Origin of the sequence: Nonomuraea sp. NPDC005650, from assembly GCF_040605375.1 — a bacterium.
In the GTDB taxonomy this organism is placed as follows: Bacteria; Actinomycetota; Actinomycetes; order Streptosporangiales; family Streptosporangiaceae; genus Nonomuraea.
The window spans coordinates 45816-63641 of sequence record NZ_JBEXCR010000026.1 but is presented as its reverse complement, the minus strand read 5'-3'; the positions used below and the strand labels follow the sequence as shown (position 1 = coordinate 63641).

The 17826-nt window shown below is 71.4% G+C and carries 17 protein-coding genes; 5 read left to right on the top strand and 12 right to left on the bottom strand.

What is annotated here, in order from left to right:
• Positions 1-74: 74 nt before the first annotated feature.
• The 5 genes from ABZS69_RS38480 to ABZS69_RS38460 form a co-directional block, all read right to left on the bottom strand.
• Positions 75-1217 (bottom strand): aldolase, encoded by a 1143-nt coding sequence (locus ABZS69_RS38480; protein WP_355380848.1) that lies wholly within the window; start codon positions 1215-1217, stop codon positions 75-77.
• Complete coding sequence (locus ABZS69_RS38475; RefSeq protein WP_355380846.1) at positions 1201-2502, bottom strand: FAD-dependent oxidoreductase; 1302 nt, start codon at positions 2500-2502, stop codon at positions 1201-1203. The genes ABZS69_RS38480 and ABZS69_RS38475 overlap by 17 nt, the downstream gene beginning before the upstream one ends.
• 402 nt (positions 2503-2904) lie before the next feature.
• Positions 2905-4413 (bottom strand): AMP-binding protein, encoded by a 1509-nt coding sequence (locus tag ABZS69_RS38470; protein WP_355380844.1) that lies wholly within the window; start codon positions 4411-4413, stop codon positions 2905-2907.
• 45 nt (positions 4414-4458) lie between these two features.
• Complete coding sequence (locus tag ABZS69_RS38465) at positions 4459-5499, bottom strand: hypothetical protein (protein ID WP_355380842.1); 1041 nt, start codon at positions 5497-5499, stop codon at positions 4459-4461.
• On the bottom strand, positions 5496-6563 hold the full coding sequence (locus ABZS69_RS38460) for an LLM class flavin-dependent oxidoreductase (RefSeq protein WP_355380840.1): 1068 nt from the start codon (positions 6561-6563) through the stop codon (positions 5496-5498). Before ABZS69_RS38460 ends, ABZS69_RS38465 begins: the two co-directional genes overlap by 4 nt.
• Positions 6564-6654: 91 nt before the next feature.
• On the opposite strand from ABZS69_RS38460, the gene ABZS69_RS38455 reads away from it, so the two are divergent.
• The gene (locus ABZS69_RS38455) at positions 6655-7140 is read left to right on the top strand and encodes a hypothetical protein (RefSeq protein WP_355380838.1); all 486 of its coding nucleotides are present in this window, start codon (positions 6655-6657) and stop codon (positions 7138-7140) included.
• Positions 7141-7252: 112 nt separating this feature from the next.
• Here ABZS69_RS38455 and ABZS69_RS38450 read toward each other — a convergent pair whose 3' ends face one another.
• Complete coding sequence (locus ABZS69_RS38450) at positions 7253-8191, bottom strand: acyl-CoA dehydrogenase family protein (protein WP_355380836.1); 939 nt, start codon at positions 8189-8191, stop codon at positions 7253-7255.
• 132 nt (positions 8192-8323) lie between these two features.
• Here ABZS69_RS38450 and ABZS69_RS38445 point away from each other — a divergent pair, with 132 nt between their 5' ends.
• Positions 8324-8995: a hypothetical protein gene (locus tag ABZS69_RS38445; RefSeq protein ID WP_355380834.1), complete on the top strand. Its 672-nt coding sequence runs from the start codon at positions 8324-8326 to the stop codon at positions 8993-8995.
• A gap of 93 nt (positions 8996-9088) precedes the next feature.
• A complete protein-coding gene (locus tag ABZS69_RS38440) occupies positions 9089-10831 on the top strand; it encodes a proline--tRNA ligase (protein ID WP_355380832.1) in 1743 nt (580 codons plus the stop codon).
• A 266-nt stretch (positions 10832-11097) separates the two neighbouring features.
• Here ABZS69_RS38440 and ABZS69_RS38435 read toward each other — a convergent pair whose 3' ends face one another.
• Genes ABZS69_RS38435 through ABZS69_RS38420 form a run of 4 tightly spaced genes read right to left on the bottom strand, consistent with a single transcriptional unit; the run spans position 11098 to position 14909 of the window.
• Positions 11098-12600: a tripartite tricarboxylate transporter permease gene (locus tag ABZS69_RS38435; RefSeq protein ID WP_355380829.1), complete on the bottom strand. Its 1503-nt coding sequence runs from the start codon at positions 12598-12600 to the stop codon at positions 11098-11100.
• A 1-nt stretch (position 12601) separates the two neighbouring features.
• Complete coding sequence (locus ABZS69_RS38430) at positions 12602-13081, bottom strand: tripartite tricarboxylate transporter TctB family protein (RefSeq protein WP_355380827.1); 480 nt, start codon at positions 13079-13081, stop codon at positions 12602-12604.
• A complete protein-coding gene (locus ABZS69_RS38425) occupies positions 13078-14064 on the bottom strand; it encodes a tripartite tricarboxylate transporter substrate binding protein (protein ID WP_355380825.1) in 987 nt (328 codons plus the stop codon). The genes ABZS69_RS38430 and ABZS69_RS38425 overlap by 4 nt, the downstream gene beginning before the upstream one ends.
• A complete protein-coding gene (locus tag ABZS69_RS38420; RefSeq protein ID WP_355380823.1) occupies positions 14061-14909 on the bottom strand; it encodes a hypothetical protein in 849 nt (282 codons plus the stop codon). The genes ABZS69_RS38425 and ABZS69_RS38420 overlap by 4 nt, the downstream gene beginning before the upstream one ends.
• 68 nt (positions 14910-14977) lie before the next feature.
• On the opposite strand from ABZS69_RS38420, the gene ABZS69_RS38415 reads away from it, so the two are divergent.
• Positions 14978-16045 carry a DUF5937 family protein gene (locus tag ABZS69_RS38415; RefSeq protein WP_355380821.1) on the top strand — a complete coding sequence of 356 codons (1068 nt, stop codon included), beginning with the start codon at positions 14978-14980 and terminating at the stop codon, positions 16043-16045.
• Positions 16046-16070: 25 nt separating this feature from the next.
• Here the strand turns inward: ABZS69_RS38415 and ABZS69_RS38410 are convergent, their stop codons facing one another.
• Together ABZS69_RS38410 and ABZS69_RS38405 are read right to left on the bottom strand one after the other, a co-directional pair.
• Positions 16071-16562 (bottom strand): ferritin-like domain-containing protein, encoded by a 492-nt coding sequence (locus ABZS69_RS38410; RefSeq protein ID WP_355380819.1) that lies wholly within the window; start codon positions 16560-16562, stop codon positions 16071-16073.
• Positions 16559-17029 carry a hypothetical protein gene (locus tag ABZS69_RS38405; protein ID WP_355380817.1) on the bottom strand — a complete coding sequence of 157 codons (471 nt, stop codon included), beginning with the start codon at positions 17027-17029 and terminating at the stop codon, positions 16559-16561. The genes ABZS69_RS38410 and ABZS69_RS38405 overlap by 4 nt, the downstream gene beginning before the upstream one ends.
• A gap of 299 nt (positions 17030-17328) precedes the next feature.
• Between ABZS69_RS38405 and rimP the strand changes: the two genes are divergently transcribed.
• On the top strand, positions 17329-17814 hold the full coding sequence (gene rimP, locus ABZS69_RS38400) for a ribosome maturation factor RimP (RefSeq protein ID WP_355380815.1): 486 nt from the start codon (positions 17329-17331) through the stop codon (positions 17812-17814).
• The last annotated feature ends 12 nt before the right edge of the window (positions 17815-17826 follow it).

Below are 17826 nucleotides of genomic sequence, written 5' to 3'. Positions count from 1 at the left end.
CACCCCTCCGGCCGCCGCCGGCAGGCCGAGGCTCCCTCGCCACGCGGAAGGCGCCACGCGCAACGCCCCGCCCGTTACGGCAAGGCCGCGTCCGCGCGCCTGAGAGCGGCCGCCAGCGTGCGGATCGTGGCGGGCTCGTCCATGACCCCGCCCCCCACCTCCCGCTGCTCCTCCCACGCTCTCACCCGCTCCTGGTACGCCTCATACCGCTCAAGATGGAAGGCGTAAACGGTGGCGAAGCGGCTCACCAGGTGTGAAGGGTGCATGTCCCACCCCTGGTAGAAGCCATGCCCCAGCGAATGCCTGACCAGCTCGGCGTGCCGCCGCCACAGCGCGTGCACGTCACGGGTGAGCCCGGAGGCGGGCGCGGCGGCCAGCGACCCGTCCGACAGCTCCACAGTCGTGCCCGCGAACGCCGTCTGCATCACGTGCCGGGCATGGTCGCACGCCGGATGGTCCAGCCGCTGCTCGTGCGGCGGCAGCCCGATCGCGGCCGTGTAGTCGAAGACCCCGAAATGCGCCGCCACGAGCCGCCCGTCCAGCGACTCCGCCAGGTCCCCGCGCAGGAAGTGCAGCGTCTGCGGCGCCTCCACCTGCATCTCGAACCGCAGCCGCACCTCCAGCTCATCCTCCAGCCGCGCCAGCAGGTCCGTGAACTGACCGAGGTAGGCCTCCATGAGGATCTTGGGGAAGGTCACCGTGAAACCCGGCGGCAGCTCGCCCGCCCGCTCCATCAGCCCCGACAGGAACAGGTCGAGCGTGCGTACCGACCGCCCGGGGTTCCCGTCGGCGAACGACTTCACCCGCGGCCCCCACCGCCGCGGCAGCGTGCCCGCCGCGTGCATCGTGGCCACCGCCTCGACGGCCTGCGCCACGTGCTCGTCCTCCACCAGGTCGGGACGTACGCCGTACCCGTCCTCGAAGTCGATGCGCACGTCCTCGATCGGCTCGCAGGAGAGCTTCTGGATCACCTTGGAGTGCACGGCGGCGGCCAGCCCGCCGGGCACCCCGAAGACCTCCGCCAGCGCGGCGGGATCGGGCAGGTGCGCCTTGACCAGGGACAGCGCCTGATCGCTCCACTCGGAGAGCGTGCGGACCGCGAACCGGTCGGCCGGGACGTAGACGGTGTGGACCGGCTGCCAGCCCGGGCCGGCGGAGGGGTAGCGGGCCTGCTGGAGGCGGTAGGCCTCGTCGAACCCTTCAGGGACGGCACGCACGGAGCATTGCCTCCAGGCCGACCAGCTTGACGCGTTCGCCTCGGCCCAGCGACCTGGCCAGCTCGGCCTCGGCCGCCTCGATCGCCAGCCACTCCTCGTACGTCACGGGACGCACCCCGCGCGAGGCCAGCAGCGCGTCGACGGCCCCGCCGTCCACCCGCGGGCCATCCGAGAGGTCGGAAAGGAGCGTGCGGACCGTTTCCGCCGCGTCGGACTTGTTGGTGCCGATCACCCCGGTGGGGCCGCGTTTGAGCCAGCCTGCGACGTATTCGCGGTCGCGCACCCGCCCGGCCTCGTTCGGCACGGTCATGGTCTTCTCCGAGAACGGCACCCCGGGCAGCGGCACGCTCTGGTAGCCCACCGAACGCAGCACCATGCCGACCGGCAGCGTCTCGAACTCGCCCGTGCCGACCACGCGCCCCTCCTCCGACAGGCGGGTGCGTTCGAGCTTGAGGCCCTCCACCCGCTCGGTGCCGAGGATCTCCACGGGCCGCAGCCAGAACCGCACGTCGAGGCGGCGCGGGCGGCCCACCGGGTTGCGGGTGGCCCACGACTGCAGGACCTTGATGTTGCCCTGGACCTGGCGCGGGAAGTCGACGCCCAGGACGACGGCCTCGTCGGGGCGGACGCAGACGTCGGCGTTGGCCAGCTCGCCCAGCTCGCGCAGCTCCTTCAGGGTGAACTTGGCGTGCTCGGGGCCGCGCCGGCCGATCATGTGGATGGCTTTGACCTGGCTCTCCTCGAGGCGTTCGAGCACGTCGTGCGGCACGTCCGTGGACCGCAGCTCCTCGTGGGTCTTGGCCAGGACGCGTACGACGTCGACCGCCACGTTGCCGACGCCGATCACCGCGACCTCGGAGGTGTCGAGCGTGAACCGCCCCGGATCGACGTCGGGGTGCCCGCAGTACCAGTTGACGAAGTCGGTCGCCGCCACGCTGCCGGGCAGGTCCTCGCCGGGGATGCCGAGCTTCCTGTCGACCATCGCGCCCGTGCAGTAGACCACCGCGTCGTAGGCGCCCAGCAGGTCTTCGACGGAGACGTGCTCGCCCAGCGTGACGCCGCCGAGGAAGCGGACCTCGGGCAGCTCCAGCACCTTGCGCAGGTAGTTCGCGATCGACTTGATCGACGTGTGGTCGGGCGCGACGCCGTATCTGACCAGCCCGTACGGGGTCGGCAGGCGTTCGAGGACATCGACCTCGACGGGCTCGGCCGACTGCTTCACCAGAGCCTCGGCCGTGTAGATCCCGGCGGGGCCCGATCCGATGACCGCCACGTGCAACGCCACGCTGCCTCCTAAGACTCGGTTACACGCGTCCCACCAGGTATAACCGGCCGGTGTGATCCAGGTATCCCCGATCGCCGGTCCGGATGAACCCGTCTCTCGCGAATACCGCATGATCGGTGCTCTTGCCAACGTAGCGGCTCATCACCGCCCGGAGCGGAGGAGCACTTCGCCTTCGTCCTCATCTGACAGTACGCGCCCGCCGGCGTTTCTGATCGACACGTTCACACCGCGGCGTGGCCTGCCGACGCAGACCTCGGCGTCCTCGGGCGCGCCGGCGCGCGTCCCCGAACCTACGTGCGGCCTCCCCGGCCAACAGGCGCAACATTGCAGCTCCTGGGGCGATTGGCGCTAATTTGACCCTACCCACCCCGGAGCCCCGGCAGACGGCTCCGCGCCCCCGGTTCAGCCCTCTTCTTCCCGTAAAAGGGCCTCGGCCGAAGTGCGGAGCGTCAGCTTGTCCACCTTGCCGTTCACGTTCACCGGCAGGGCGTCCACCACGACCACCCGCCTGGGCACCTTGTAGTTGGACATGTTGTCCTTCGCCCAGGCGACCAGCCCCTCGGGATCGACGGCGACCCCGGGCCGGGGGACGACGTACGCCACCCCCGCCTCTCCCCTGACCGGGTCCGGCACGCCCACGACCGCCACCTGCGCCGGCGAGCCCTCCCGCAGCAGCAGCGACTCCACCTCGGCCGGCGAGACGTTGAACCCGTTGACGATGTAGAGCTCCTTCTTCCGGTCGACGATGGCCAGGTTGCCCGCCGGGTCCAGCACCCCCACGTCGCCCGTGTGCAGCCACCCGTCGCCGTCGACGACCTCCGCCGTCCTCGCGGGCTCGCCCCAGTACCCCCGCATCACGCCGTAGCCCCGCTGCAGGATCTCCCCGCGCTCCCCGGTCGCGACCTCCTTCCCGTCGTCGTCCACGATCCGCACCTCGATCCCGGGCACGGCCCGGCCGGTGGTGTTCGCGATGACGTCGATGGGGTCCCCGGCGCGGGTCATGGAGACGACCGTGCCCTCCATCAGCCCGTACGCGTTGATCATCCGTTCCAGCCCCACCCGCTCCACCAGCCGGGTGATCAGGCTGGACGGCACGGCGGCGGCCCCGCAGATGGCCACGCGCAGCGAGGACACGTCCCAGGACCCGCGGTCCAGCTCGTCCAGGATCCGGTGGAACAGCGTCGGCGGCCCGGCCAGCACCGTGATCCGTTCGGAGGAGATCAGCGACATCAGGGCGTCGGGCGTGAAGACGGGGATCGGCAACATCGTGGCCCGGCGCAGGACGCAGGCGATGAGCCCCGCGTTCAGCCCGAACCCGTGGCTGAACGGGGCGATGACCGGATAGCGGTCGCGCTCGTCCAGGGTGACGATCTCGGACCAGTCCCAGTAGCCGCGCAGGACCTGGGCGTGGTCGAGCATGACGCCCTTGGGCACACCGGTGGTGCCCGACGTGGACATGATCTCGCACAGGTCCTCGGGGCGTACGGCGAGCGCCCGTTCCTCGGCCTCCCGCGCGGAGACGCGCGTGCCCAGGGCGGGTAAGTCGTCCGGGCGGCGCAGGCCGGGAAGGGGCGGCAGGAGGTCGGCGAGCGGAGTGGACGACGGGCCCGCTCCGGTGATGAGCACCTTGGCGCCGGTCTTCTCGATCACCTGGGCGGCCTCGATGCCCTTGAAACGGGACGAGAGCGGCACGATGACGGCGCCCGCGTCCCAGACGCCGTACGCGTGCCGCACCCAGAACGCCGAGTTCACCCCCCACATCGCCACCCGGTCGCCGGGGCCGACGCCGAGCGCGATGAGGCCGCGGGCGATCTCGGCGGCCGAGGCCCGCAGCCCGGACAGCGTCATCCGGGCGCTGCCCTCGGCGACCACGATGGCGTCGGGGTGGTGTGCTGCCTGGTCGCGAAGCATGCGGGGGAGCGTTCCCCAGTCCGGCATCGGTGCCATCGGTTGCCCCTAGGTGATGAGAGCGCGGTCCCTTCCGAGATGGTGGCCGCGCAGGTCGTTCACCGTGCCCGGCGCCGGGGCCTCGGAGACGTCCTGGGCGATCTCCACGTTGATCGAGATGGGCGTCAGCGCCTGGACGGCCTGCAGGATCCGCGACTTCCACATGGGGTTCCGGACCAGGCTCGCCCGCGCGAACGTGACCGTGAGCACCGCCGCGTCCAGCGTCCCCTGACGGCTGACCGCCAGGTCCCAGCCGGACACGCCGTCGACCTTGGACAGCGCCTTCTCGATCCGCGGCAGCGCCAGCCACACGCCTCTGACCAGCACGTGATCGCCCACCGTGTGGGCCGGCGCGGGTATGCCCGCGCCGTCGAGCCTGGCGACCTGGCCGGTCCTGAGCACGGTGTCGCCGGCCGCGGAGGTGACGACCAGTTCGGCGAGCCCGGCCGCGGGGTCGGGGGAGTCGTCCTTGGTCAGCGCCGCCAGGCCCAGCGCGTCGTCGGCGAGCGGGGTGAGCGGGTCGTCCTCCGACGCCCGCCACGCCAGCGCGCCGCCGGTGAACGGGCTGCCGAACACCTCCGTCACCCTGGCCTCGAACTCCCCCGCCAGGTGGGCCATTGTCCGTCTGGAGGCGATCTCGCCGGTGAGGACGATGTTCCTGAGCCCCAGGTCCAGCGGGTCCAGCAGGAACTCCAGGTGCAGGCGGGCCAGGAAGTCCATCGCGCCCGTCGGGGTGGTGACCAGGGTGGTGGCCTTCAGTGCGGTCAGCGCGTGGTGCAGGCGCATCCTGCCGCGCGGGCCCACGTCCGCGGCGGCCTCGGCCGCGTCGGCAGCGGCGGCCGTCCAGAGCGCCCCGGCGGGTTCGGCCAGGGCGACCACGACGCGCTCGCGCTCGCCGACCCCGGCCTCGCGCAGCGCCTTCACGGTCAGTACGTGGTCACGGGGGTCCAGCGGGACGGCGCTCGACAGGTCGGGGGAGACGAGCAGCAGCCCGGTGGCCGAGCGCGCGGCGGCGCCGAGGTCGTCACGGGTGAGCCAGCGGGCCGTCAACGCGCCACCTCGGTCATGAACAGCGTCATCGAGTCGCACACCCGCTCATGCGCCAGCCCGCCCACCTGCGCCTGGATGATGAGGTCCGTCGCGCCCGCCTCGGCGATCCTGGCCAGGGCCTTGCGTGAGCCCTCCACGTCGTCCACCACCACCATCAGGTGCTCCCGCAGCGTGGCCATGGACTCCTCGGGCGGCATCCCGGCCGCGAGTTGCCCCAGCACCCGGTGGGTGGCGTGGCGGGCGTCGTAGTAGTCGGGCGGGGTGACGAGGTTGACCTGGCGGCGGATGTACCACAGGACGGCGTCGGCGGCCGTGGCGGTCGCCTCGTCGCGGGTGGGGGCGACGTGCCAGGGGATCATCAGGGCGACGCGGCGGCTCGCCGGGTCGAAGCCATGCTCCGCCAGACACTCCCGATATTTCGTGATGTCGGAGGCCACGTCGTCGATGCCCTTGAGCATCGTCATGCCGAGCAGGTTGTACCCGTGCCTGGCCGCCGCCAGATAGCCCTCCAGCGAGGTCGACGCCACCCACACCGGTGGGTGCGGCCGCTGCGCCGGGCGCGGGTAGACGGCCACGTCGGGGATCTCGAAGAACTCGTTCGACCGGCTGACCGGCTCGCCGTCGGCCTGCCAGATGGCCAGCGTCGCCTCCAGCGAGTCCTCCCAGATCTGCCGCGACTTCTCGAACGGCCGCTGGAACGCCTGGTACTCCAGGGGCGAGGCCCCCCGCCCCGTGCCGAACTCCACCCGGCCGCCGCTCAGCACGTCCAGCGTGGCGACGCGCTCGGCCGTGCGGATCGGGGACTGGAACGGCAGCAGCACCACGCCGAGCCCCAGGTGGATGCGCTCGGTGCGCTGCGAAATGGCGGCCAGGACCAGGTCGGGCGCGGAGGAGTGGGAGAAGCCCCTGGTGAAGTGGTGCTCCACGAACCAGGCCGTGTCGAACCCCAGCCGGTCGCCCAGCACGACCTGGTCGACCACGTTCTGGAACGTCTGCTGCTCCACTTCGCGGGTGCGCCCGCGGACCTCCAGCTCATACCCCAGGCTGATCCGTAGGGACGTCATCGCGCCTCCGAAGTAGTAAACCAAGCGCTCGCTTGGTTGAGCGTATCAGCAGCGAAGACTTGCGGGAAGGGCGCGGACCCGATCAGAGTGGATGCCTGTGAAGCGAAATCGCGCGCTGCGGCGGCCCAAGGACGGTCCGTTCCCCGATTCCGCCGACGACGACTTCTCGCTCACCAGTGCCCGGAGGTATGAGGCGTTCGGCCGGGTGATGGCCGCGCTCGCCACCGAGGCCGACTTCATCGAGTCCTGCCGCGACCTGACCTGGTGGCGCGGGGCCGACCACAGCTGGCACATCGAATGGCGCGACGGCCCGTACGCGTCGGAGGTGGCCTCGCTGCTGGCCCAGCAGGTGCGCGACCCCGACTACGACGGCTCGCTCGTCACCGAGGCCGGCCCGGGGAGCAGCGGCTCGGCCGTGCTCGACGTGATGGGCGTGCGGTTCGAGCTGCGCGCGATCGACCCGATCGGGCGGGCGACCGTGCGGGAGCGGCCCGGCTTCTGGCGCCTCACCGAGGCCCTCGACACCACCCGCCGCACCAACACCCGCCACCCCTGGGAAGAACTGCTCGGCGGCTGACCCCGCTTCCGCGGGGGACCTCCGCCGAGGTGCGGCCGGGCTTCCAGCGGGGACCTCCGCCGAAGTGCGGCCGGACGGAGGCGCGACCGGTGGCGGCGGCGCTGGCCGGGGGCTAGCCGAGGGCGTGGGCCGCGAGCCGGGCGCGATGGGCCTGCGGCGGGCCGAAAAGCTGCGCGTCCGAGGTAGCCCGCTTGAGGTAGCGATGCGCGGGATGCTCCCAGGTGATCCCGATCCCGCCGTGAATCTGGATGTTCTCGCCGGCCGCCGCCAGATAGGCCTCCGTGCAGTACGACCCGGCGATCGCCGCGTACACCTCGTCCACCGCCGCGGCCCCCGCCGCCGACCTGGCCGACTCCACGAGCAGAAGCAGATCGGCGAGCTTGTGCTTGATCGCCTGGAACGACCCGATCGGCCGCCCGAACTGCCGCCGCCGCTTCGCGTGCTCGACCGCCATCTCCAGGCAGCGCTGCGCCCCGCCCACCTGCTCGGCGGCCAGCGCCGCGATCCCGAGGTCGCGTACGCGGGTCCACGACGAGCCGTCGCCGAGCCGCCGTGCCGGGGTGTCCTGGAAGGAGAGCTCCTGCAGCGGCCGGCTCTCGTCCATGGTCCGGTACGTCCTGCGCCCGGCGGGCACGGCCGCCACCAGCAGCCCGTCCACGTAGACCAGCGCCAGCTCGCCCGCCGGCACGTACGGGGCCGCGCCCGTGAGCAGGCCGGACTCCAGCCGCAGGCGGGCGCCGTCATCCGGCGGCACCACGGTCGCGGTCGTGGAGCCGTCGGCCAGCGCCGCGAGGAGGTCGTGCGCCCCGCTCGCCCTGAGCGCCTCGACGGCCATCACCGCCGTCTGCAGGAACGGGTGGAGCGACAGCGCCCGGCCCAGCTCCTCGGCCACGGCGGCCATTTCGGCCGGACCGCATCCCGCCCCTCCGTGTTCCTCGGGGACGAGCAGCCCCGCGATCCCCACGTCGCGCGCGAAAGCCTGCCACGGTGCGTCCGGCCGGTCGGCGAGGTAGTCGCGGACGACGGCGCCCAGCTCATCGGGGAGTGCCATGGAGCGATATTAACCAAGCGATTGCTTGTTTGACATCCGGGTGACCGAAATTTGCCTTTTTTGTACAGTCACATAATCTGCAAGTGGTCATCCCAAGGGTTAGCCGGGGAGGGGTTGACCAGGGAAATGGATATGAACGACACCAGCATCGACTATGCCGATCTCGCCGAGTACGACCGGCGGCAGCGCGGCATCGAACGTCACCTCCTGTCGGCCTTCTTCGGGGGACTCGCCGTCGGGATCGTCGGCATGCTCATGGCCGGCAAGGGTCCCGAGTGGGTCGGCCAGATCTACGACCCGTACGCCTATCTCGGCCTGACGCTGGCTGTGGGCGCCACGGCGTCGGGGTTCGGGTGGGCGCTGCTGACGACGTTCCTGGCGGTGGCGTCTTCGATGGTCGCGGCCCTGGGCGCGAGCGCGCTGAAGGGCGACCCGGCCTTCGACGTCGTCGGAGGCAGCGCCGCCGGGCTCAACTGGACGCTCGTCCTGCTCGTCGGCCTGGGCCTGCTGGCGTTCGCCACCCGCAGGGACGACGTCTGGGGCGACCTCGCCGCGGGCGCGGTCGGCGCTGCGCTGATCGCGGACGTGGCGGACCGGGCGACGCCGGGGTTCATCGACAGCGAGCGGTCGTTCTGGCCCGTCCCCGCGCTGGTGATCGGGTTGCTGTCCGTCGTCCTGGTGCTGGTGATGCGCAGGAACGGCTGGGGCCGGGTGCGCGCGCTGGTGCTTTCCGCGGTGTTCGCCGGTGTGTTCATGGCGGTTTTGGTCGCCTTCGTGTCCGGCTGGGTCCCGTTGCCGGTCTGAGTCCTTCCGGACCTGTGGATAAGGTCGCGCGCGGCGCAGCCCGGAGTCGATAGCCTGTAGTCCTCCACTTCCAGGTTCGAGCAAGGAGTAGCCGTGTTGCTGCGCATGTCGTCGTTGTTTCTTCGCACCCTGCGGGACGACCCGGCAGACGCGGAAGTGCCGAGCCACAAGCTCCTGGTCCGCGCCGGATACGTCCGCCGGGTGGCGCCCGGCATCTATTCCTGGCTGCCCCTCGGCAAGATGGTGCTGGAAAACGTCGCCAGGATCGTCCGCGAGGAGATGAACCGGATGGGCGGCCAGGAGGTGCTCTTCCCCGCCCTGCTGCCCCGCGAATACTACGAGGCCACCGGCCGCTGGACCGAATACGGCGACACGCTGTTCCGGCTCCAGGACCGCAAGGGCGCCGACTACCTCCTCGGGCCCACGCACGAGGAGCTCTTCACCGACATGGTCAAGGGCGAATACTCCTCGTACAAGGACTATCCGGTCACCCTCTACCAGATCCAGACCAAATACCGCGACGAGGCTCGGCCCAGGGCGGGCATCCTGCGCGGGCGCGAGTTCCTGATGAAGGACTCGTACTCGTTCGACCTCGACGACGACGGGCTCAAGCACTCCTACGAGCAGCACCGCGACACCTACATCCGCACCTTCGACCGGCTGGGCATCAGCTACAAGATCGTGTTCGCCCAGTCGGGGGCGATGGGCGGGTCGGCGTCGGAGGAGTTCCTGGCGCCCACGCCCACGGGCGAGGACACGTTCGTGGCCTGCCACTCCTGCGGCTACGCGGCCAACGCCGAGGCCGTCGTCACGACCGCGCCCGCCGCCCGCTCGATCGACGACGCGGCGCCGCTGCAGGTCATGGACACGCCCGACACCCCGACCATCGAGACGCTGGTGTCGTACGTCAACGAGCACCACGGCCTGTCCGTCACCGCCGCCGACACGCTCAAGAACGTCGTGGTCAAGGTCTCCACGCCGGGCTCCGACAAGGTCGAGACCCTGATCATCGGCGTGCCCGGAGACCGCGAGGTCGACTTCAAGCGCCTGGAGGCGGCGCTGACGCCCGGCGAGCCCGCCATCTTCGAGGCCGCCGACTTCGCCAAGCACCCCGGCCTCGTACGCGGCTACATCGGGCCGCAGGTCCTGCGCTCGCTCGGCATCCGCTACCTCGTCGACCCCCGGGTCGTCACCGGCACGTCCTGGGTGACGGGCGCCAACGAGCCGGGCAAGCACGCCGCGAACGTGGTGGCCGGGCGCGACTTCACCCCCGACGGCACGATCGAGGCCGCCGAGGTGCGCGCCGGCGACCCCTGCCCCCGGTGCGGCTCCGAGCTGTCCATCGACCGCGGCATCGAGATCGGCCACATCTTCCAGCTCGGCCGCAAATACGCCGACGCCGCCGGCCTCGACGCCCTCGGCCCCGACGGCAAGCCGATCCGCATCACGATGGGCTCCTACGGCATCGGCGTCTCCCGGGCCGTGGCGGTCATCGCCGAGCAGGCCCACGACGCGCTCGGGCTCGTGTGGCCCCGCGAGGTCGCTCCCGCGGACGTGCACATCGTCGGTACCGGCAAGGAAAACCAGGTGGAGGCGGCCCTGGAGCTGGGGGCCGAGCTGGAGTCGCGCGGGGTGCGGGTGCTCGTGGACGATCGGCCTTCGGTTTCGCCCGGGGTGAAGTTCAAGGACGCCGAGCTGCTGGGCCTGCCGACCATCGTGGTGGTCGGACGCGGGCTGTCGCAGGGGGTCGTGGAGCTTCGGGACCGGGTCTCCGGGGAGAAGTCGGAGATCCCCCTGTCCGAGGCCGCCGACCGCATCGTCGCCGCCCTCGCCTAGTTCCGGCCGCCGCGCGCCGAGCCTCCGTCCTGACGGGGGCTCGGCGCGCGGTTTCTGCTGCCTGCGTTGCCGCGCAGCGTGCTGCCATCCCGCCACCGCACGTTGCAGCCGCCGTTCCGCAGCTCGCCGCCGACCTCGGGACCGCCGCCGGCCTTGGGACCGCTGTCAGCCCCAAACGCCGACGCCGACCTCGGACACCGCGCCCGGCCCCGGACGCCGCCGCTCGCCCTTGGGGTGCGTGCCGCTTGGGCGGCGTGGGCGGGGCGTCAGGCGGTGGGGAGGGCGGGGGTTTTGGTGCGGCGGCGCAGCAGGGGCGGGCCGACGAGGCAGGCGGCTGCGATGACCAGGATGGCCAGGGAGACCGGGCGGGTGACGAAGATCGAGGGGTCGCCCTCGCTGAAGGCCAGGGCGCGGCGGAACTGGACCTCCATCAACGGCCCCAGCACCGCTCCCAGGATCAGCGGCGCCACCGGGTACCGGGCCCGGTGCAGGACCCAGCCCAGCAGGCCGAACCCGTACGCCACCAGCACCTCGAAGACGCTCTGCGAGATCGAGTAGACCCCCAGCGTGGCGAAGGTCAGGATGGCGGCCGTGAGGAGGGCCGCGGGGACGCTGAGGAGCTTCACCCAGACCCGGATCAGCGGCAGGTTGAGCACCAGCAGCATCACGTTGCCGATGTAGAGGCTGGCGATCAGCGTCCACACCAGCACCGGTTGCTGGTCGAAGAGCTGCGGCCCGGGTTGCACGTTGTAGATCTGGAACGCGATCAGCAGCATGCTCGCCGTCGCCGACGTCGGGATGCCCAGCGTCAGCAGCGGCACCAGGACCCCGGAGAACGCCGCGTTGTTGGCCGCTTCTGGACCCGCCACGCCCTCGATCGCGCCCTGGCCGAACTCCTCCTTGTGCTTGGACAGCCGCTTCTCGACGTTGTAGCTCAGGAACGTGGGCAGTTCGGCGCCACCGGCCGGCAGCGATCCGATCGGCAGCCCGAACAGGGTCCCGCGCAGCCAGGGCTTCCAGGACCTGCGCCAGTCCTCGCGGGTCATCCCCACTTTCCCGGAGACCGCGACGGGAGGCTGCGCCGGCTGGTTCCGGGAGGCGGCCGTGGAGATCGCCTCCGCCACCGCGAACAGCCCCACCGCGACCGCCACCACCGACAGCCCCTCGTAGAGGTCGGGCATGCCGAAGGCGAAGCGCGGCTGCCCGGTCATCTGGTCGATCCCCACCATCCCGATCGTCAGGCCGAGGAACAGGCTCGACAGCCCGCGTACGATCGAGTCCCCCATGAGCGAGGTCACCGTCACGAACGCGAGCACCATGATCGAGAAGTACTCGGCCGGCTGGATCAGCTTGGCGATGTTCGACATGCCGGGGGCCAGGAACGTGATGACGACCGTGGAGATCGTGCCCGCCACGAACGACCCGATGGCCGCCGTGGCCAGGGCCGCCCCCGCCCGGCCGCGCCGGGCCATCGGATAGCCCTCGAGCGTCGTGGGGATGGAGGCGGTCTCGCCCGGGATGTTCAGCAGGATCGCGGTCGTCGAGCCGCCGTACATGCCGCCGTAGTAGATCCCGGCGAACATCACGAACGCCCCCACCGGATCGAACACGAACGTCAGCGGCAGCAGCAACGCGATCGTCGTGGCGGGCCCGAGCCCGGGCAGCACGCCGACCAGCGTGCCGACGGTGACTCCGAGCATGGCGAGCAGCAGGTTCTGCAGGCTCAGCGCGTGGCCGAAGCCGTCCAGCAGGTTGCCGAGCACGTCCATCTCAGATCGCCAATCTGACCAGGCCCGGCGGCAGCGAGATGCCGAGGAGCCGGTCGAACAGGAAGTACGTGGCCAGCGCCAGCGCCAGCCCCACGAGCACGTCGCGCACCAGCCTCCTGCTGCCCAGCACCCTGGCGACGGCGACGAAGAAGACGGTGGTCGCCTGCCAGTAGCCGACCGGGACGAGGAGGAGCGCGTAGGCGGCCAGGCTGCCGATCAGGAGCAGGACGGAGGGCCAGTGCGGCTTCTCCGCCACCTCACCACCGGCATCGGTGGTGGCGGGGGCCGGCTCCCGCGTGCCCGGTCTGAAGGCCTGGACGACCCCGATGACGGACACCACCGCCAGCCCGACCCCCACCAGCAGCGGGAACGCGCGCGGCCCCACCGCCTGGTAGCCCTCGCCCTGCGGGATCGCGAACGCCTGGGCCAGCACCACCACGGCCGTCGCCAGGAACCCGAGCGAGACGATCCGCTGAGTCACTTGCCGAGCCCCAGTTCGCCCAGGATGGTGGTGACCTGGGTGCGCTGCTGGGTCAGCACCTGGCCGAACTGGTCGCCCGGCCGCCAGTCCTCGACCCAGTTGTTGCGTTCGAGGACCTTCTTCCAGCAGGAGGTCTGGCGCACCTTGTCCAGCAGGCCGATGACGTCCTGCTGCTGCTCCTTGGTCAGGCCCGCGGGCGCGAGCACGCCGGCCAGCGTGGAGACCGCCGCGTTGCCCAGGCCGAGCTCCTTCATCGTGGGCGCGTCGATGCCCGCGACCCGCTGCTCCGAGTCCACCGCCAGCACCCGCAGCTCGCCCGCGGAGATCTGCGCGCGCAGCTCGGCGACCGTGTCGATGCCGGCCGTGGCGGCGCCGCTGAGCAGCAGGTTCAGGGACTCGCCGCCGCCCGCCGTGGGGACGAAGTTGACGTCCTTGGCGGCGACGTTGCGGTCCTTGGCCAGCCCCGCCACCGTCATCTGGCCGGGCCCGCCGAGCGAGCCGCCCGTCCACTTGACGCTGTGGGGCTTGGCCTCCATGGCGTCCAGCACCGACTTCAGGTCCGCGTACGGCGACTTCTTCGCCACCACGATCGCGGTCGGCCCCCGGCTCAGCCCGGCCACGGGGGTGAGGGTGGACAGGTCGACCGGCGACTTGTTGTTCACGATGCCGCCCAGCATGGTCACGCTGTCCATGACCATGAGCTGGTACGGGTCACCCGTCTTCTTGGCGAACTGGGCCAGCCCGATGGTGCCGCCCGCGCCGGGTACGTTCGTGACCGTGGTGTCCACGTCGGCCACCTTGCACTCGCTGAGCGAGCTGGCGATGCCGCGCGCCCGGGTGTCCCAGCCGCCGCCGGGGCTGCCCGGCGCCATGATCGACAGGGGCTTGCTCGGGTAACCGCCGCCCGAATCGGTGGCCTCGCCGACGGCGCAGCCGGTGAGCGTCACGGCCACCGCGGCGGCGGCCAACAATTTGATCTTCATGATGACTCCCGGGGGGTGAGGATCGAAGCGAAGAAGTCTTTGACCGGCTCAAGCACCGACATCGGGTCGTGACCCACGCCCGGCACGACGTCCAGCCGCACCTCGATGCCATGGGCCTCGAAGTTGTCGCGCAGCGCCTTGAGCCGCTCGATGCGGGTGACCCCGTGGGCGTCGGCGCCGTCCATCCAGTTGGAGTCGCCCTGGTTGTTGATCTCCCAGGTCTCCACGTCCGCACTGCCCACGACCATCTGCACCGGCACGTCACGAAGCTCCTCGAATCTGGGAGCGCTGCCGAACTCCTCCTCGAACCCCTTCAGCCCGATCCACCACGGGCTGTTGTGATCGATGTACGTTATCCGCCCTGGTGCACCAATTGACAATCCGGTGAGCCGGTCGGGGTGCAGGTACGCGAACCGGTGCACGAACTGGCCGCCGCCGGAGAACCCGTGCAGGAGGAACCGCTCGGTCCGTACGTTGAAGCGCTCGCCGATCTCGTCGACCATGGCCAGCAGCGCGTGGTCGAAGCGAATGTCGCCGTACTTGAGGAACTTGAAGCTGTGCAGGTCGTACGGGTCGTCGCCGAGGCCCGCGGGGAAGAGCGGGGCCAGGATGAGGCAGCCGTGCTTCTCGGCCCACTCGGCGAAGTTGTCCCGGTACTGCGGTCCGCGTCGCCCCGTGCCGTGCTGGAGAACGGCCAGCGGCAGGGGAGCTCCGTCCTGGTCGTGCGTGGACGGCACGTACAAGCAGTAGGACAACCTCTGGTCGTATCTCGACGCGAATACGGTCGTCGCGCCCGCCGAATAGAAGCCGGTCGGATGCTTGACCACGTGCAGTTGCTCAGCCATGACGCCACAGCCTGGGCAAACACTCGGTGGCCCACAAGCAGATTAACGTCAACGCGGTAATGTGCAGGGTGGCCGTCACGCTCCTCCTCGATTCCCCCGGCACCGGATCCGTCGCCGTCCAGCAGTCCCCGCTGGCCGAGCTGTGCGCCTGCCTCCACGCCCTCGACGAGCCCGGCCACCACCCCGGCAGCGCGAGCTGGGTGGCCAGGGCGCACGCCCGGCTGGACAGCGGGCTGCTGGTCACGGCCGCCGCCTGGGCGCCGCTCTGGGGCGCCTTCCGCGCCCGCTACCTGCTGCCGCTGTCCGCGGGACCGGCGCGTACGCTGGCCGGCGAGCTGCGGGAGGTGGCCGGGCTGCCCATCGGCGACTTCGTGGCCATGACCGCGCAGGCCCTCATCGGCAAGAACGACACCGAGCTGGCGCCCAGGCTCAGCGACGAGGTGCTGCAGCGGCTGCGGCTGATCTCCTCCAGCCGCATGGAGATCGGCGCCCGGCTGCGCGCCGACCCCGAGGCGTTCCGCGGCGAGCTGCTCGGCTTCCTCGCCGACTTCGCCGCCGCGGCCTTCGACGCCGAATGGCCGTCGCTGCGCCCGGCCCTCGACCGCGACCGCGCGGAACGCGTACGCGACCTGCACCGGCGTGGCGCCCTCGTCCTGGGCGACCTCCCGACCGCGTCCACGTCGTCCGGCGCGCGAGGGCCGCTGCGCATCGTCTTCGACAAGCTCTACAACGCCACCGCCCGCGTGGACGAGGGCCGGCCCTGCCTGCTCGTCCCGACCGTCCACGGCCGGCCGCACTTCGTGATCAAGCACTACCCCGGCTACCCGGTCGTCATCCAGTACAGCGCCGACGGCGCCCCCACGCCGACGCTGGAGACGGCCAGGCGCCGGCTCGCCGCGCTCCAGGACCCGACCAGACTGCGGCTGGTGTACGCGATCCTGCGCAACCCCGTCGCCACCGCCGAGCTGGCCACCCAGCTCGGCATGACCGCGCCCCAGGTCTCCAGGCACCTGCGCAGGCTCAGGGAGGCCCAGCTCGTGCACACCCACCGGCGCGGCTCGGTCGTCTACTACCAGCTCGACGCGGAAGCCGTCGAACGCCTCGGCCCGGACCTGCTCTCCGTCCTGTACCGGTGAAGCGGCCGGCCCCGGACGAGCAGGGCTAGCCGCCCTCCTGCGACGCCGCGGGCGCCGAGGGCGACGAGGACGCCGAGGGCGGGGACGGTGGCGGCGCCGCCACGGGCATGCCGGGGAAGGCCGGGGGCTGGGCGGGGCGGAAGGCGTACGAGCGGGTCGTCGCCTCCTGCATGGCCAGCGCGGCGTAACGGCGCAGCGAGACGTCCTGCGCGGCGGCCAGCTCGAGGTAGGCGGCCGTGACGCCGGTCTCCAGGTGCACCGCCAGCTTGGCCGCCAGCACCGGCCCGGAGGGGAAGAACGGCAGCGCGTAGGACGCGTCGGGCTCGGCCGGCCGGCCCCCGCGCGCCGTGATGAACGTGCGGAGCTGGTCGCGGCGTGCCCGGTGGGCGTCGAAGGCCGCGCTCATCCTGGCCCGCAGCGACCCCGACGTCCGCGCGCCCAGCAGCCCGTACGCGAACAGCACGGCATGCTCGGCCGCCAGCGCCTTGCGGAGTTTCTCGACGTCGTCAGGGTTCACAGCGACCTCGGCAGGGCGATCGCGTGGGCGGCCTCGCAGGCCCCGATGCTGGCGATGAGCTGGGCCACCCCGGGGGAGACGCGGTCGAGCTGGCGGACCCGCAGGGCCGCCGCCCTGCGCTCCAGGTCGCGCAGGCGGGACAGGGACGCCTTGGGGGCGGAGGGGGTGGGAGTGGGGGTGGAGGTGACGGGTGGCGTCGAGGCCACGGTGACGTGTTTGCGCAGCTCGTTCACGTGGGCCTGGTGGCGGTCACGGAACGGCACCAGTTTCCGCGCCCCACCCGAGATCAGCGACGAGTAGAGCGCGATCGTCCGCTCCTTCTCCGCGATCAGGTCCTTCAGCAGCGTGGTCTCAGGGGAGTCGGGGGCCTGGACGGACGGCTGCGGCGGGCCGGTGGCGCTGCAGGCGGTGAGAGCGGCCGCTCCGCCCGCCAGCACGACTCGCCGGGAGAGGTGACGCGGGCGCACGGGCTGGGACCTCCAGTGACGGTGGAGCCGATCGAGGAGAAAGCCGCCCATGGGCAGGCGCGCCCGATCGACGCCGCGACGGCAGGCCCTTCGGGGGCTTTCTCATCGGTAGCATCGTACGGGCTGGTGCCCGCGATCGCTGTCAGGCGACGCTCCGCCATTCGACCATTACGAGTGGCGCTCTTTCCGTGCCCCCATACAGATAGGGTGTCAACTGTCGTCGCTGGCTGAGCGGCCAGACGGCGGAGAGCCAGAGGCGAGGTCCGCCCGGTTGAGACATGACAATAGGGGAGGTCGATATGGGCAGCGCATCACCCCGCGACCACCTGATGAAGCTCCTTGAGCCTGTGGTCGCCGCGGAGGGCCTCGATCTTGAGGACATCACGGTCACCCAGGCAGGCAAGAGACGGCTGCTGCGCGTGATCGTCGATCGCGACGGCGGCGTGAGCCTCGACGACGTGGCCGACGTGAGCCAGGCCGTTTCCACAGCCCTGGACGGCGACGACGCGATGGGCCAGGCGGCCTACACGCTGGAGGTCTCCTCGCCGGGCGTCGACCGCCCGCTCACCGAGCCGCGGCACTGGCGCCGCGCGGCGAAACGCCTGGTGAAGGCCGAGCTGAGAGACGGCACCGTGGTGGAGGGCCGCATTTTGGCCGCGGACGAGGCCGGTGTCGACGTCGACGTCGAGGGCTCCGCACGCAGGCTTGATTACGAGGACCTGACCCGGGGACGGGTACAGGTGGAGTTCCGCCGGATCGACGACGTCGACGGCGACGAAGGCTAAGGGGGAGCCGTC

Bases quoted from the DNA above. Each gene is read 5' to 3' on its own strand.
- ABZS69_RS38445 (WP_355380834.1), top strand. From the start codon at position 8,324: ATGAACGACACCAGCATCGACTATGCCGATCTCGCCGAGTACGACCGG.
- ABZS69_RS38470 (WP_355380844.1), bottom strand. From the start codon at position 4,413: ATGCTTCGCGACCAGGCAGCACACCACCCCGACGCCATCGTGGTCGCC.
- ABZS69_RS38455 (WP_355380838.1), top strand. From the start codon at position 6,655: ATGCCTGTGAAGCGAAATCGCGCGCTGCGGCGGCCCAAGGACGGTCCG.
- ABZS69_RS38435 (WP_355380829.1), bottom strand. From the start codon at position 12,600: ATGGACGTGCTCGGCAACCTGCTGGACGGCTTCGGCCACGCGCTGAGC.
- ABZS69_RS38450 (WP_355380836.1), bottom strand. From the start codon at position 8,191: ATGGCACTCCCCGATGAGCTGGGCGCCGTCGTCCGCGACTACCTCGCC.
- ABZS69_RS38425 (WP_355380825.1), bottom strand. From the start codon at position 14,064: ATGAAGATCAAATTGTTGGCCGCCGCCGCGGTGGCCGTGACGCTCACC.
- ABZS69_RS38460 (WP_355380840.1), bottom strand. From the start codon at position 6,563: ATGACGTCCCTACGGATCAGCCTGGGGTATGAGCTGGAGGTCCGCGGG.
- ABZS69_RS38420 (WP_355380823.1), bottom strand. From the start codon at position 14,909: ATGGCTGAGCAACTGCACGTGGTCAAGCATCCGACCGGCTTCTATTCG.
- rimP (WP_355380815.1), top strand. From the start codon at position 17,329: ATGGGCAGCGCATCACCCCGCGACCACCTGATGAAGCTCCTTGAGCCT.